Origin of the sequence: Mesorhizobium sp. M6A.T.Ce.TU.002.03.1.1, assembly GCF_003997275.1 — a bacterium.
Taxonomy (GTDB): Bacteria; Pseudomonadota; Alphaproteobacteria; order Rhizobiales; family Rhizobiaceae; genus Mesorhizobium; species Mesorhizobium mediterraneum.
The window spans coordinates 77182-91746 of sequence record NZ_RZTI01000005.1; the positions used below are offsets into that span (position 1 = coordinate 77182).

11 protein-coding genes are annotated in these 14565 nt (G+C 62.8%); 2 read left to right on the forward strand and 9 right to left on the reverse strand.

From position 1 onward, the window contains the following. Positions 1–76 precede the first annotated feature (76 nt). Entirely contained in the window at positions 77–1267 is a 1191-nt protein-coding gene (locus EOC93_RS03135) for an acyl-CoA dehydrogenase (RefSeq protein ID WP_127203817.1), read from the reverse strand. Between the two features lie 101 nt (positions 1268–1368). On the opposite strand from EOC93_RS03135, the gene EOC93_RS03140 reads away from it, so the two are divergent. Continuing rightward, entirely contained in the window at positions 1369–2265 is an 897-nt protein-coding gene (locus EOC93_RS03140; RefSeq protein WP_127203826.1) for a LysR family transcriptional regulator, read from the forward strand. On the opposite strand, the gene EOC93_RS03145 is transcribed toward EOC93_RS03140, so the two are convergent. From EOC93_RS03145 to EOC93_RS03180, 8 genes are all read right to left on the reverse strand, one after another. Next, positions 2266–4578: a Tex family protein gene (locus tag EOC93_RS03145; protein WP_127203818.1), complete on the reverse strand. Its 2313-nt coding sequence runs from the start codon at positions 4576–4578 to the stop codon at positions 2266–2268. A 211-nt stretch (positions 4579–4789) separates the two neighbouring features. Further along, positions 4790–5986 (reverse strand): serine hydrolase, encoded by a 1197-nt coding sequence (locus tag EOC93_RS03150; protein WP_127203819.1) that lies wholly within the window; start codon positions 5984–5986, stop codon positions 4790–4792. Positions 5987–6056: 70 nt separating this feature from the next. Next, on the reverse strand, positions 6057–7484 hold the full coding sequence (locus tag EOC93_RS03155) for an amidase (protein WP_127203820.1): 1428 nt from the start codon (positions 7482–7484) through the stop codon (positions 6057–6059). A gap of 111 nt (positions 7485–7595) precedes the next feature. Beyond that, complete coding sequence (locus EOC93_RS03160; protein WP_127203821.1) at positions 7596–8630, reverse strand: extracellular solute-binding protein; 1035 nt, start codon at positions 8628–8630, stop codon at positions 7596–7598. Between the two features lie 25 nt (positions 8631–8655). Beyond that, a complete protein-coding gene (locus tag EOC93_RS03165) occupies positions 8656–9462 on the reverse strand; it encodes an ABC transporter permease (RefSeq protein ID WP_127203822.1) in 807 nt (268 codons plus the stop codon). Further along, the gene (locus tag EOC93_RS03170) at positions 9455–10375 is read right to left on the reverse strand and encodes an ABC transporter permease (RefSeq protein ID WP_126105157.1); all 921 of its coding nucleotides are present in this window, start codon (positions 10373–10375) and stop codon (positions 9455–9457) included. The genes EOC93_RS03165 and EOC93_RS03170 overlap by 8 nt, the downstream gene beginning before the upstream one ends. After that, positions 10375–11469, reverse strand: coding sequence for an ABC transporter ATP-binding protein (locus tag EOC93_RS03175; protein ID WP_127203827.1), 1095 nt, complete (start codon positions 11467–11469; stop codon positions 10375–10377). Before EOC93_RS03175 ends, EOC93_RS03170 begins: the two co-directional genes overlap by 1 nt. 126 nt (positions 11470–11595) lie before the next feature. Then, entirely contained in the window at positions 11596–13263 is a 1668-nt protein-coding gene (locus tag EOC93_RS03180; RefSeq protein WP_127203823.1) for an amidohydrolase, read from the reverse strand. Between the two features lie 170 nt (positions 13264–13433). Between EOC93_RS03180 and EOC93_RS03185 the strand changes: the two genes are divergently transcribed. Further along, positions 13434–14465 (forward strand): histone deacetylase family protein, encoded by a 1032-nt coding sequence (locus EOC93_RS03185; protein ID WP_095484099.1) that lies wholly within the window; start codon positions 13434–13436, stop codon positions 14463–14465. Positions 14466–14565 lie beyond the last annotated feature (100 nt).

A 14565-nucleotide genomic window follows, 5' to 3' on the forward strand; every position in this document is an offset into this window, starting at 1 on the left:
CCGAACCCTGACACATCAGGCGGGCATTCTCCAAGCAGATGTTGCGGTGCACCTAATTTAAGCGACAGTTGCCGGCTCAGAAAAACGCCTGCAATCCGGTCTGCGCCCGCCCGAGGATCAGCGCATGCACGTCATGCGTGCCCTCATAGGTGTTGACCGTTTCAAGGTTCTGCGCGTGGCGCATGACGTGGTAACCGATCTGGATGCCGTTGCCGCCATGCATGTCGCGGGCCTGGCGGGCAATGTCGAGCGCCTTGCCGCAATTGTTGCGCTTGACGATCGAGATCATCTCCGGCGCCATCTTGCCTTCGTCCATCAACCGCCCGACCCGCAAGCTGCCCTGCAGCCCCAGAGCGATCTCGGTCTGCATGTCGGCGAGTTTTTTCTGGAAAAGCTGCGTCCCGGCCAGCGGCTTGCCGAACTGCTTGCGGTCGAGGCCGTATTGGCGGGCCCGGTGCCAGCAATCTTCCGCTGCACCCATCGCGCCCCAGGAGATGCCGTAGCGCGCCCGGTTGAGACAGCCGAATGGCCCCTTCAGGCCCGACACATTGGGCAGCAGCGCGTCTTCGCCGACCTCGACGCCTTCCATCACCACTTCGCCGGTGATCGAGGCTCGCAGCGACAGCTTGCCGCCGATCTTCGGCGCCGACAGCCCCTTCATGCCCTTCTCCAGCACGAAGCCGCGAATCTCGTTGTCATGCGCAGCCGATTTCGCCCAAACGACAAAGACGTCGGCGATCGGCGCGTTGGAAATCCACATTTTCGAGCCGAAGATCTTGTAACCGTTCGCCGTCTTCTCGGCGCGCGTCTTCATGCCGCCAGGGTCGGAACCGGCATCCGGCTCGGTCAGGCCGAAGCAGCCGATCCATTCGCCTGACGCGAGCTTCGGCAGGTACTTCTTGCGTTGCGCCTCCGAGCCATAGGCATGGATCGGATACATCACCAGCGACGACTGCACGCTCATCATCGAGCGATAGCCCGAGTCGATGCGCTCGACTTCCCGCGCCACCAGCCCATAGGTGACATAGTTGGCGCCGAGCCCGCCATATTCCTCGGGGATGGTGATGCCGAGCAGACCCGCCTCGCCCATCTCGCGAAAGATGCCGGCGTCGGTCTTTTCCTCGAGATAGGCTTCCTCGATCCTGGGGGCGAGTTTGTCGGCGGCGAATGCCGCCGCGCCATCACGCACCATCCGCTCGTCTTCCGAAAGCTGGTTTTCGATCAGGAAAGGATCATCCCAGACGAACGCGTTCTTGTCGGCTGCCATGGCCTCGGTCTCCAAAGTACGGGAATGCCGGCTTATCTGCCTCCAACTCGAAAAAATCAAACGAAATTGCTTCAGCGATCAATGAGCGTTAGTAATGGATGATGAACGTCCAGCGTCGCCTTTTGCCTGCTATCAGCGCCCTTGCCGCCTTCGAGGCGGTGGCCCGCCTGGGCAGCTTCACCGCCGCCGCGCAGGAGCTCGATCTGACCCAGGGCGCCATCAGTCGGCAGATCAAGCTGCTGGAGGACCAGTTCGGCCGTCGGCTGTTCGAACGCGACAGCCGCAATGTCCGGCTGTCGACAGCAGGCGAGATTTATGCCGAAGCGGTACGCGCCGCCTTGGGTCAATTGCGCGACGCGGCCCTTGGATTGATGAGCAATCGGCATAGTGGCATCTTGAACCTCGCCATCCTGCCGACTTTCGGTACACGCTGGTTGATGCCGCTCATCCCGGATTTCGTCGAAAACAACCCCGATATCACCATCAACTTCGTCACCCGCATCGGCCGCTTCGACTTCGCCCGCGAGAGGCTCGACGCCGCCATCCATTTCGGCCTGCCCGACTGGCCGGATGCCGACTCGACGCTGCTGGTGCGCGAGACGGTGATGCCAGTGGTCTCGCCCGAATTTCTGGCCGGCCGCGCCATTGCCACACCCGCCGACATCGGCCGTCTGCCGCTGCTGCATATGGCGACGCGGCCCGGCGCATGGACCGAGTGGTTCGAGCATCAGGGTTTGAGCGCGCCGACTGGACCGGGCATGCAGTTCGAGCAGTTCGGCACCGCCGCCCAGGCCTGCATGGCCGGGCTTGGCGTCGCGCTGCTGCCGCAGGTCCTCATCTCAGGCGAGTTGCAGCGCGGCCAGTTGGTGCCGGCGCCGGGCCGGCCGATGCAAAGCCGCAGCGCCTATTACCTCGTCGTGCCGCATGACAAACGCGGCCATCCGCCGGTCGCCAGTTTTCGCGACTGGCTGCTGGACCATGTACCGCCGGAGAAGTAGCTACTTCCGCTTCAGCGCATCGGCCAATGCGGCACCGAATGCGCCCTGTTGCGCCGGCCGCTCTGGCTGACGCTGCGGCGCCGGCGCGCGCGACACCGGTCTGTTGCCATTGTCGCGCGGCTTCGGTGTACCACCGTCGCCATCCTTTCGCATCGACAGGCCGATGCGCTTACGCTTGATGTCGATGTCGACAACACGCACCTTGACCACGTCGCCGGCTTTTACCACCTCATGCGCGTCCTTGACGAAACGGTCGGCCAGTTGCGAGACGTGCACCAACCCGTCCTGGTGCACACCGATATCGATGAAAGCGCCGAACGCCGCGACATTGGTGACGGTTCCTTCCAGCAGCATTCCAGGCTTCAAATCCTTGATGTCGTCGACGCCGTCGGCGAAGGTCGCGGTCTTGAAACCTGGTCGCGGATCGCGGCCGGGTTTTTCCAGTTCTGCCAGTATATCGCGGACCGTCGGCAGGCCGAAGCGTTCATCGACGAAAACCCGCGGATCAAGCGCCTTGAGGGCGGCACTGTCGCCCATCAGCGAGCGGAGGTCGCGCCCACAGGCGGCGACGATCTTTTTCGCCACGCCATAGGCTTCCGGATGCACGGCCGAGGCATCGAGCGGTTCGGTGCCGTTGGGAATTCGCAGGAAGCCGGCGCATTGCTCGAACGCGCGAGGTCCGAGGCGGGAGACCTTCAACAGGTCACGACGGCTGGCGAAGGGGCCGGCCGCATCACGGTGAGCGATGATCGCCTCGGCCAGCGATGTGCCAAGTCCCGAAACCCGCGCCAGAAGCGGCGCCGAGGCGGTGTTGAGGTCGACGCCGACGGCATTGACCGCGTCCTCGACCACCGCTTCCAGCGAACGGCCGAGCCGGTATTGATCGACGTCATGCTGGTATTGGCCGACGCCGATCGACTTTGGCTCGATCTTGACCAGTTCGGCGAGCGGATCCTGCAGCCGCCGCGCAATCGACACGGCGCCGCGCAGCGACACGTCGAGGCCGGGAAATTCCGCGGCCGCCGTCGCCGAGGCGGAATAGACCGAGGCGCCCGCCTCGCTGACGATCACCTTGAGCGGCTTCGGCCCGGAATCAGCCGGCATGTCGGACAGCATGTCGGCGACCAGCCGTTCCGTCTCGCGGCTGCCGGTTCCGTTGCCGATCGAAATCACTTCGACCTTGTGCAAGCGGATGAGCTTCGCCAATTCGGCCTGCGTGCCGCGCACATCGTTCCGTGGTGGAAACGGATAGACCGTCGTCGTCGCCAGCAGCTTGCCGGTGCCGTCCACCACCGCCACCTTGACCCCGGTGCGGATGCCGGGATCGAGGCCCATCGTGGCGCGCGAGCCGGCCGGTGCTGCGAGCAGCAAATCCTTCAGATTGCGGGCGAAGACGTGGATCGCTTCCTCCTCGGCCCGCTCGCGCAGATCGCGCATCAAATCGAGCGTCAGATGCAGCGACAGCTTTATGCGCCAGGTCCAGCCAGCAACCTCCATCAGCCAGCGGTCGCCCGGCAGCTGGCGGCCGATGGCGTAGGCATCGGCAATCATCCGTTCGATCGGCTTCACCGGCGACGCGTCGTCGGCATCGACTTCGATGTCGAGCGACAGCACCTCTTCGTTGCGGCCGCGCAGCATCGCCAGCGCGCGATGGCTCGGCACATTGGCCCAGCGCTCGACATGGTCGAAATAGTCGGAGAATTTCGCGCCGGCCTCCTGCTTGCCGTCGACGACGCGTGACCGCATGAAAGCCCGTTCCTTCATGTAGGCCCGCAGTCTGCCGACCAGGTCGGCATTTTCGGCGAACTGTTCGGACAGGATGTCGCGCGCGCCGTCGAGTGCCGCCTTGGTATCGGCCACCTCTTCGCTGATGTATGCCAGCGCCAGTTCGGCGGGCACCGCCGCGCGGTCGGCAAGGATGGCCTCGGCCAGCGGTCCCAAGCCACGCTCCCGCGCGATCTCCGCCTTGGTCCGGCGCTTCGGCTTATAAGGCAGATAGATGTCTTCGAGTTCCGCCTTGGTGGCGGCTGCAGCGATCTTGGTTTCGAGCTCCTCGGTCAGCTTGCCCTGCTCGCGGATCGAACTGAGGATTGTGTCGCGGCGCGCATCGAGCTCGCGCAAATAGGCGAGCCGCTCGGCAAGCAGGCGCAATTGCGTGTCGTCCAGACCGCCGGTGACCTCCTTGCGGTAGCGCGCTACGAACGGCACTGTCGCGCCTTCGTCCAGCAGTCCGATCGCCGCCGCAGCCTGTTCGGGCCGGGCAGTGATCTCGGCTGCTATGATTGCTGCGATGCGCTTGATGTCGGATGCCATATCGTTCCTGCTGTCCTGTCGAAAAGAGCGGCGACCATAGGCGCAGAGCGTCGCTCCGCCAACCGCGGCGGTTTCGATCACCCTGACAGGTCCACAGGAAAGCTGCGATAGCGCGGGTTGCCTGGATCGGGTCAGACTATTCGGGCAAAGCCGAATCCGGTCTCGAACGCAGTCTCGCCGGCCATGGCGTTTTCTTCCGATTTTTTGGAACTTAGGCCAGCGCGGCGGCGATCGCGTGCACGGCTTTCATCGTCGCCACCGAATAAGCGATATCAGTGAAATCCGGATAGCTCGAAAGCTTCACCACGACCATTCTCGTGTTCCAGTCGACATGGATCAGCTGCCCGAACACGCCCCGGCACATCAGCGCGCGTGAGCGCGGATCCTCGATCCAGAACTGGTTGCGGTAGCCGCCTTCCGGCAGGCTGGGATTGAAGTCCGGTCCATGCCTGCCGCTGCGCGTCGCCTCGATCCAGTCGGCCGGCACCACACCGCCGCCATTGTCGAGGATCAGCTGGGCGAAACGGCCATAGTCGCGCAGCGTGGCGTTGAAGCCGCCATCGGCGATGGCATAGCCGGCGCTGTCGACGGTGAAGCAGGCGCTTTCATCCGCCCCGAGCTTTTGCCAGAGTTCGTCCGAAACCAGTTGCGCCAGCCGCTGGCCGGTCACCCGCTCCATGATGAAGGCGAGCACGTCGGTCTCGATCGAACGGTATTCGAAGGCAGCGCCATGCGGCCGGCTTGTCTCCTTAAGCCGCAGGATCAATTCGAACATATGCGACGGCCACTCGAAGGCCGAATCGCTGCCCGGCGGCACCGGTTTCCAGCCGGAGGCGACATCGACCTGGCCGATATCGGAATAGCGGTCGGTATATTCCTCGGAAAAACGCACGCCTGTCGTCATATCCAGCACATGCTGCACGCTGGCGCCGGCCCAGCCGGTCGCATCGAGCTCCGGCAGATAGGTCGTCACCGGCAAGGCCGGGTCGATCAGGCCGCGCCCGACCAGTATGCCGAACACCGAAGCGGTGACGGACTTCGCCATCGACTGCGACAAATGCAGCGTGCGGTCGGTCATGCCGTTGAAATAGCGCTCATAGGCGATCTCACCGCCCTTGAGCACGAGGAAGCCGTCCGTATAGGTCTCATCCAGCAGCCCGGCCAACGTCGTAGGCTGACCCGTGCTGTCGCTCACCGGCAGCGCATCGAGATCGACCTCGGCCCGCTCGAGCCGGCGGCGATGGCCATTGCCGCGCCAGACTTCGACGGTCGGCAGAATTTCGCGGACGTGCTGGAACGCCCACCGGTTCCACGGTCCCCTGTCCCAGTCGAGCTTTGGCGGCACCATCTTGGGCGGCGAGCCCCGCATGATCGGAAGCACCGGTTCGCTGTTGCGGTAAGATGTCATTGCATGCTCCGGGAAATGTCGTCCCGCGGTGTCCCGACGGTTTTTGCTTTCAGTGCAGTCGCGCCGTCCTTCATAGTTTCGGCCGGCGCGCCTTTTCTCCGTACCAGCCACCAACTGCTTTTTCATAGGCCATGCCGGCGCGGAACACATCTTCGTCGCTGTAGGTGCGGCCGACGATCTGGATGCCGGTCGGCACGCCGTTTTTCGCGTGGCCGGATGGAACCGACAGCACCGGACAGCGGCTCATCATGTTGAACGGCGTCGTCATCACCCAGCCAAGCGAGGGATTGACCAGCTTGCCGTTGATCCTGATTTCGTCCTTCGACTGGTCATGGTCGGCCGGCACTGACGGCAGCGCCGTGGTCGGGCAGATCAGCACATTGTATTTTTCGAGGAGCGGCCCAAGCGTCGTATACATGCGGCCAGCCACCTCCAGGCTGGCGACAAAATCGGTCGCCTTGGAACCCGCTCCCTCCTCGGCGAACTTGCGGGCGTAGGTCGTCATCTCGTCGGCGTGGTGGGGCAGCAGCTTCGACAGGAACGCACCGAACAGATGGTTCAAATAGGCGAGCCCGGCCTCCAGGACCTCCGGTCCCCAGCCGAGATTGACCTCCTCGACCTCGGCACCCAGTGAGCGGAACACGTCGAGTGCTTTCTTCGTGTTCTTCACCACTTCCGGATCGACCTCGAAGCCGCCCAGATCCATCGAATAGCCGATCTTCCAGCCCTTGATCGGCTTGAATCTGGTCGGCAGGGTCAGCTTCGGCCGGAGCGAAGCGATATCCAGAGGACTGGGACCGGTCATGACGTTCTGCAGCAGGATGGCGTCCTCCACCGTGCGCGCCAGCGGCCCGGTGTGGCAGTAGAAGTCGAGATTGAACGGCGGGTCGTCCGGATTGCGGCCATAGGGCGGCTTGTAGCCGACGACACCGCAGGCCGATGCCGGGATGCGGATCGAGCCACCGATATCGGAGCCGGTGGCGATCGACGACGTGCCGGAGGCGAGCGAGGCGGCCGAGCCGCCCGATGAGCCTCCGGGCGTGAACTTGGGATTCCACGGATTGCGGGTGACACCCCACAGCCTGGACCATGTATAGGCTGCGCAGGAGAATTCCGGCGTCGCGGTGCGTGCATGGACGATGCCGCCGGCCCGAATGATGCGCTCATTCATCGTCGAGCTGGTGTCGGCAACGAAATTCCTGGTGATCAGAGAGCCACCGGTGGTCGGCTTGCCCTTGATATAGCTTTCGTCCTTGATCCCGGCGGGAAGGCCCTCGAGCGGGCCCGTCTTCTTGCCCTTGGCGTATTTGGCCTCGGCTTTTTTGGCCAGTGCCATCGCCTCGTCAAAATGCGTGTTGGTGAAAGCGTTGACCTTGTCCTTCGTCGCCTCGGCGCGCCCGATGACCGCTTCCATCAGCTCGACCGGTGAGAGCGTCTTCGCCTTGAAGCGCCTAAGGGCCTCGCTTGCCGGCATGTAGCAGAGATCGAGATCGGGCATTTGCAGGCAAACTCCGGGTGCGTCAGGCGACAGCCGGACGTCGGTCCTTGGCGAAGATTTTTTTGATTCATGGACCCGGCAGCCATGGCTGCCGGGTCCATGGTACTGCGATTACTTCTGCAATTCGGTCCAGATCCTGGTGTAGAGCGCCTGGACGTCGGGCGCGCAGTTCAGCATGAACTTGCCCTTGTCGGCGAACTCGGCGGGGATGTTGACCTCCGGCGCCGTCTTCATGTCGGCTGGCATGTATTTGTCCGAACCTGCAATGCCGTTGGCGTAGCGCGCGAAAGACGAGATCAGCGCCGCGTTTTCGGGATCCATGATGAAGTTCTGGAACAATTTGGCGTTTTCGACGTTCTTGGCGTCCTTCAGCACCGCAAGATTGTCCATCCAGATCGGATAGCCCTCCTTCGGATAGCCATAGACCATGTCCTTGTTCTGCAGGCGGGCGCGGAAGGACGCGCCGTTCCAGTCGACGCTAGCTGCGAAGTCGCCCTTGGCGAACTTCTCGACCGTGCCGTAGTCCATGGAGATCCATTTCGGCTTTGCCGCCACCAGCGCATCTCGCACCTTCTTCAGCACCTCCTTGTCGCCGGTGCAGGGCTCGCCGCCGACATATCTGATGGCGAGATGCATGACATCGGCCATTTCGGGAACGACGTTGACCTTGCCGACCAGTTCCGGCGGCGGATCGAGGAAGATGGCCGAAGTGTTGACGTCACCCTTGTAGACGGAGGTGTTGACCGTCACGCCGGTCGTTCCCCATTGCCACGGCACGGTGTATTTGCGGCCTGGATCGAAGGGAACATCGACCCATTTCGGGTCCATGTTCTTGAAGTTCTCCATCTTGCTAGGCTCTGTCTCCAACAGCAGCCCTTCCTCGATCCAGATCGGCACGAAGCTCGCAGAGGGCACCACGATGTCGAAGCCGCTGCCGCCCTGGCGGATTTTGGCGAGCGCGGTGTCGTTGGAATCGTAGTCGGTGACTGTCACCTTGACCTTGTATTTTTCCTCAAATTTCTTGATGAGGTCGGGGCTGGTGTAATTGCCCCAGTTGTAGATGTTGAGCTCGCCATCGGCGCGGGCAATACCCGCCGAGGCGAGGAGCGCGGCGCCGAGCGCCGTCGCAGCCAGTTTCCACTTCATCGTTTTTCTCCTGTTACAGCTGATATCATTCCTGATCCTTTTTCCTGCTGATGAAAAAGAAGACGGTGACGATCAATATCGAGATCAGCAGGAACACCGTCGAAATCGCGTTTATTTCCGGCGTGATAACGCGCCGGAACTGGCCGAGCATGTAAGTCGGCAACGTGTCCTGGCCGCCGGACTTGACGAACTCCGTGATGACGACATCATCCAGCGAGATGACGAAGGCCAGCATCAATCCAGCAAGGATGCCTGGCCAGAGCAGCGGAAAGGTGACGCGCCGAAAAGCCTTCCAGGGTGTCGCGTAGAGGTCGGCCGCAGCGACCTCCAACGTCAGATCCATGTTCTCAAGCCGCGCCCGGATCGGCAGATAGGCAAAGGGGATGCAAAAGGCCGTATGCGCGGCCATCAGGTAGCCCAGCCCCGAATAGCCGGTCCAGATCTTGATGCGCGAAAAGAAGATCAGCAGCGCCACCGCGGTGACGATTTCCGGCACCATCAGCGGCTGGTTGATGAAGGCGTATTTGAAGCCGAGGCCGGGATATGGCTTCGTCCGGGTCGTGGCAAGCGCGGCCATGGTGGCGACGATCGTGGCAATAGTCGCCGCGACTGAAGCAATCTGCAGCGACCGGATCGAGGCGTCGACAACCTGGTTGTTGTTCCAGGCCTGGTAGAACCAGCGCAGCGACACGCCTTCCCAGATCGCGATCGAACTGCCGGCGTTGAAGGCATAGACGACAACCGTGATGATCGGCAGGTAAAGCGCGAAGAAGCAGACCATCGCGATGGCCGTGAAGCCGGTCTGCCGGCGGATGTCGAAGCGGCTACCCATGCGTGCCGCCCTGACGCCCGGCGGAGCGGACATAGAAGAGCAGCGCGACCATCACGATCGCCATCAACGAGATCGACAGCGCCGAGCCGAGCGGCCAGTTACGGCCTTGCCCGAACTGCAGCTCGATCAGATTGCCGAGCATCATATTCTTCGAACCGCCGAGCACGCGCGGGGTGACATAGGCGCCCAGCGCCGGGATGAAAACGAGGATCGAGCCGGCGATGATGCCAGGCTTGACCAGCGGGATGATGACCCGCCTCAGCACCTGGAAGCGGTTGGCGTAGAGGTCGTAACCCGCCTCGACCAGCCGGAAGTCGATCTTTTCCATGCTGGCATAGAGCGGCAGCACCATCAGCGGCAGATAGACATAGGTCATGCCGACCATCAGCGCGAAATCGGTGAACATCATCTGGATCGGCTGGCTGATGATGCCGAGCTTGATGAGCACCGTGTTGACGATGCCCTCGTTGCGGATCACCTCCTGGATGGCGAAGGTGCGGATCAGCAGATTGGTCCAGAACGGGATGGTGATCAGGAACAGCCAGATCTCGCGCTGCCGCGCGGGCCGGGTGGCGATGAAATAGGCGGTCGGGAAGCCAAAGAGCAGCGTGAAGATCGTTGTCATGAACGACAGCTTGGCCGAACGCCAGAAGATCGACAGATGCGCGTCGGCGAAGGCCAGCGTGTCGTCGAAGATGTCGCGCTGCATCACCACCGACAGCCAGCCGTCGGTGGAGAATTTCCACACCACGTCGCCATAGGGCCCCGGCGTCAGGAACGAATAGATCACGACGATCAGTAGCGGGCCGGTCGCCGCCAGAAAGATGATGATCAGTGCCGGCGCTGACAGAAGCCAGCGATCGCGGATATCTCGGCGTTCGGCTTCCTTGGCGACTTCTTCCGCGCTCGCCATCAGTCCCTCAGCACTTGTGCGGCATCGTTGCCGATCGAAATGCCGACCTTGTCTCCCCGCTCGAAACCGCAGCCTGCGCTGCGCGTGTTCTGCTGGCGCACAGTGAAGGCCTCGCTGCTGTCCAGGCGAACATGGATGTGCGTGTCGGTGCCGAAATAGACGATGTTTTCGACCGTGCCCGACAGGTCGCCCTTGCCGCTGGTCAGCTTGGCATGTTCCGGCCTGACCACCACGGTGGCATTGTCCTTCGGCTGAAAGCCCTCAGCCACGGTGGCGTCGATCGTCGCGCCGGATTTGAGCGTTGCTTGTGCCTTGCCGTTGGCCATGCCTGATATGGCCGCGGTCAGGAAATTGGTCTCGCCGATGAAGTCGGCGACGAAGCGCTCCGCCGGCTTGTCATAGATGTCCCAAGGCGTGCCGACCTGCAGGATCTTGCCCGACGACATCACCGCGATGCGGTCCGACATGGTCAGCGCTTCTTCCTGGTCGTGGGTGACGAAGATGAAGGTGATGCCGGTCTCATGCTGCAGCCGCTTCAGCTCGATCTGCATCTCCTTGCGCAGCTTGAAGTCGAGCGCCGACAGCGGCTCGTCGAGCAGCAGCACCTTCGGCTGCGGCGCCAGCGCCCGGGCCAGCGCCACGCGCTGCTGCTGGCCGCCCGATATCTGGCTGGTGCGGCGGCCGCTGAGCGCTTCCATCTTGACCAGCTTCAGCATCTCGGCGACCCGCGCCTTCACTTCGGCTTTGGGTTTGCTGAGCATTTCGAGGCCGAAGCCGATGTTCTCGGCCACCGTCATATGGGGGAACAGCGCATAGTTCTGGAACACGGTGTTGACCGGCCGCTTGAATGGCGGCAGCGGCGCGATGTCCTGACCATGCAGCAGTATCTCGCCGGCGCTAGGGAAATCGAAGCCGGCAATCAGCCTTAAAAGCGTCGTCTTCCCGCAGCCGGACGGACCAAGCAGCGTGAAGAACTCATTTTCGCGGATCGACACCGAAACCGTGTCGAGGGCGGCGACCTGTGACTCCCCGGTACCGAATACCTTGCGGACGCCACGAACCTCAATTGCACTTTTACCCGGTTGTTCCGGCACGATTACCCCATTCTTGCGTCCGCTCTTCAGGGCGGATCCAGTTCCCACTCGATTGTCAGCACACGGCGTGTGGCTTGGCAAGCATGCATCTGAATGTCGATTCAGAACGCAATTCCCGTGCCATCGTCATGCCTGGTAAGTGATCTTGCCGCCGCAGATCGTCGTCACTGGCCGCACCATATGCAGCGCTTCCGGCGCGGTCGCCTCGATATCGGCAGAGAGCACCACGAGATCGGCCATGAAGCCTAGCTTCAGACGGCCTTTGCGATGCTCCATGAACTCGGCATAGGCGCCTTCCACCGTGTAGCCACCGAGTGATTCATGCAGCGAGAAGCTCTGATCGGGATCATCGTCTGCCCATGGTTTGCGCAGCACTGCCGCCTGAATGCCCAGGATCGGATCGATCGGCGACACCGGCCAATCCGAGGCGAAGACGACACGCGCGCCGGCGTTCTTCAGCGTCCGCCACGCATAGCTCAGCGGCCAGCGGGCGGGCCCGATGCGCGACACCGTCGGCTCCAGCGGCAAGCCCATGCTGCCCGGCGGATGCGGCGGCTGCATCGAGGCAATGACGCCAAGCTTTGCGAAGCGCGGCACGTCGGCGGCGGTGATCACCTCGATGTGCTCGACCCGATGCCGACTGTCGCGCTTGCCGTTTTGTTTCTGTGCCGCCTCGTAGCCGTCGAGCACGGCGCGCACGGCGCCGTCGCCGATCGAGTGCACCGCAATCTGCAGCCCGCGCCTGTCGACGGCCACGGCAAGGTCGATGAATTGCTGCGGCGTGAACAGCGGCTCGCCCAGCCAATCCGGACGGTCTGCATAGGGCTCGACCATCACCGCCGTCCATGAATCGAGCACGCCGTCATAGAACACTTTGACCATGCCCGACGACAACCATTCACCCTTGTAGCGCTCGGCCATCGCCGACGCCTTGTCGAGCATGTCGAGCGTCATGAAGTTCTTGTAGTGGAACGGCACCTGCACGCGGCACAGCAAGCCGCCTTCGGCCTCGATCTCGGACAAGAGTTCGAGCTGATGCAAATTGCCGTCCATGTTTTGGATCGAGGTGATGCCATGCCTGGCACACCATTCCAGCCCGCGGCGCATGATCGCCCGGTCGGAGGCCTGCTCCGCCGGCGTCGGCCTCGGGTCCGGCTCGCCGCCGGTGGCTAGGCCGAGCCGCACGCGATCCTCGCCGGCCAGCGCGATCAGCGGCCCAAAAGCCTCGCCCTCGCGCAATTCGCCGCTGGCCAGCCCGTCGTCGCCCATGACGATCTCATTGCCCGGGCCAAGCTGCTTGCCTCTAAGCAGGCCGGCCAGTTCCAGCGCTTTGGTGTTGGCCCACATTGTGTGGTGATCGGGCGCCGCCATGACGAAGGGCCGGTCCGGCAGGATGCGGTCGAGATGACGGCGGCTGACCCGTTCGGCCGCCGACAGGATGGTGTAGTCGGCGCCTTGCGCCTGCAGGATGGGCAGGTCCGGTCGCATTGCGGCATAATGGCGCACAGCGTCGGAAAGCGCCTCGAAACCGTGGACGCCCATCAGCTGGAGATGATCGAGCTCGGCCGCGCCGCCGAAAAGATGCATATGCGCTTCGATGAAGCCGGGGACGACGGAGCCGCGGCCGGCATCGATGACGCGCGTGCCGGGGCCTTTGTGCTCCAGCACGGTCGCGCGATCTGCGATCGCAATGATTTCGCCGCCCTTGATGGCTATGGCTTCGGCACGGGGGTTATCGGGATCCATCGTCAATATGCTGGCATTCTCGACGATCAGATCGGCCGATGGCGGCATAATTTTCTCCCGTTTGAGCTTAGGCTAGCAGAGTATTGGCGTCTGGCAAGCCGTCCGCTGCTACTTGCAACAACGATCTGGAACGCCTCTTGGCGGCGCTGAAACTCTCTGCCACAAAGCAGTCCGTCAATGACAGATACGCAACTCGAAGAGCGAGCCGGGCCCGCAAGATGAAGACTGTTTTCTCCCCTCTCCACGTCGGTCATGCCGGCAACTTCGAACTCATTTCGGGCGCCATCGTGCCGGCCTTCGAGAAGCCCTCGCGCGCTGAGTTCATCCAGGCGAGGGTGGAGAGCGAAAAGCTCGGCCCGATCCTGCCACCCGACACCCACGATCTCGCTGCCGCCAGGAAGGTGCACACCAGCGACTACATCGATTTCCTGCCGACCGTGTGGCCGCTCTGGGAAGCGTCCGGCCGGACGGGCTCGGCCATCCCCTTCACCTGGCCGACGCGCGGCCTGCGCGGCGATGTGCGCCCCAGAACGATCGATGCGCTGCTTGGATTTTACTCCTTCGACGGCGGCGCCACCTTCGTCGAAGGCACCTGGGAGGCGATCAAGTCGTCCTATGACGTGGCGCTGACCGCGGCCGCCCTGGTCAAGGGCGGCGAGACGTCCGCCTTCGCGCTCTGCCGTCCGCCCGGCCATCATGCCGGCGCTGCTTTCATGGGCGGCTATTGCTACATCAACAACGCCGCCGTTGCCGCGCAATGGTTCCGCGACCAGGGCGCCAAGCGCGTCTCGATTCTCGATGTCGACTACCATCATGGCAACGGCACGCAGGAGATCTTCTACAGCCGCGACGACGTGCAGGTGCTGAACCTGCATGGCGACCCGATGACCGAATATCCGTTCTTCCTTGGCCATGCCGACGAGCGCGGTGCCGGCCCCGGCGAAGGCTTCAATCTCAATTATCCGATGCCGTTCGGCACCTCATGGGACGCTTGGAATGCTTCGCTGGAAGACGCCTGCGCGAAACTTGCGGCGTACGCTCCCGATGTCGTCGTCGTTTCGCTTGGCGTCGACACGTTCGAGAAGGACCCGATCAGCAAGTTCAAGCTGAAAAGCGGCGACTATCCCAAGATTGGCCGCCGCATCGCCAGGCTCGGCCTGCCGACGCTGTTCGTTATGGAAGGCGGCTATGCCGTCGAGGAAATCGGCATCAACGCCGTCGGCGTGCTGACCGGATTCGAGGATCGGTAACGCATGTCGACCAGAGTCTGCCCTCGGGCGTTTGATCAGAGAGAGCGCAGCGGTTTTGGGCAACGACATTCGTGGCAATTTAGTAGGCATCGGGCACAAA

Coding starts and splice junctions, on each gene's coding strand:
- EOC93_RS03135 (WP_127203817.1), bottom strand. CDS start 1,267: ATGGCAGCCGACAAGAACGCGTTCGTCTGGGATGATCCTTTCCTGATC.
- EOC93_RS03140 (WP_127203826.1), top strand. CDS start 1,369: ATGAACGTCCAGCGTCGCCTTTTGCCTGCTATCAGCGCCCTTGCCGCC.
- EOC93_RS03145 (WP_127203818.1), bottom strand. CDS start 4,578: ATGGCATCCGACATCAAGCGCATCGCAGCAATCATAGCAGCCGAGATC.
- EOC93_RS03150 (WP_127203819.1), bottom strand. CDS start 5,986: ATGACATCTTACCGCAACAGCGAACCGGTGCTTCCGATCATGCGGGGC.
- EOC93_RS03155 (WP_127203820.1), bottom strand. CDS start 7,484: ATGCCCGATCTCGATCTCTGCTACATGCCGGCAAGCGAGGCCCTTAGG.
- EOC93_RS03160 (WP_127203821.1), bottom strand. CDS start 8,630: ATGAAGTGGAAACTGGCTGCGACGGCGCTCGGCGCCGCGCTCCTCGCC.
- EOC93_RS03165 (WP_127203822.1), bottom strand. CDS start 9,462: ATGGGTAGCCGCTTCGACATCCGCCGGCAGACCGGCTTCACGGCCATC.
- EOC93_RS03170 (WP_126105157.1), bottom strand. CDS start 10,375: ATGGCGAGCGCGGAAGAAGTCGCCAAGGAAGCCGAACGCCGAGATATC.
- EOC93_RS03180 (WP_127203823.1), bottom strand. CDS start 13,263: ATGCCGCCATCGGCCGATCTGATCGTCGAGAATGCCAGCATATTGACG.
- EOC93_RS03185 (WP_095484099.1), top strand. CDS start 13,434: ATGAAGACTGTTTTCTCCCCTCTCCACGTCGGTCATGCCGGCAACTTC.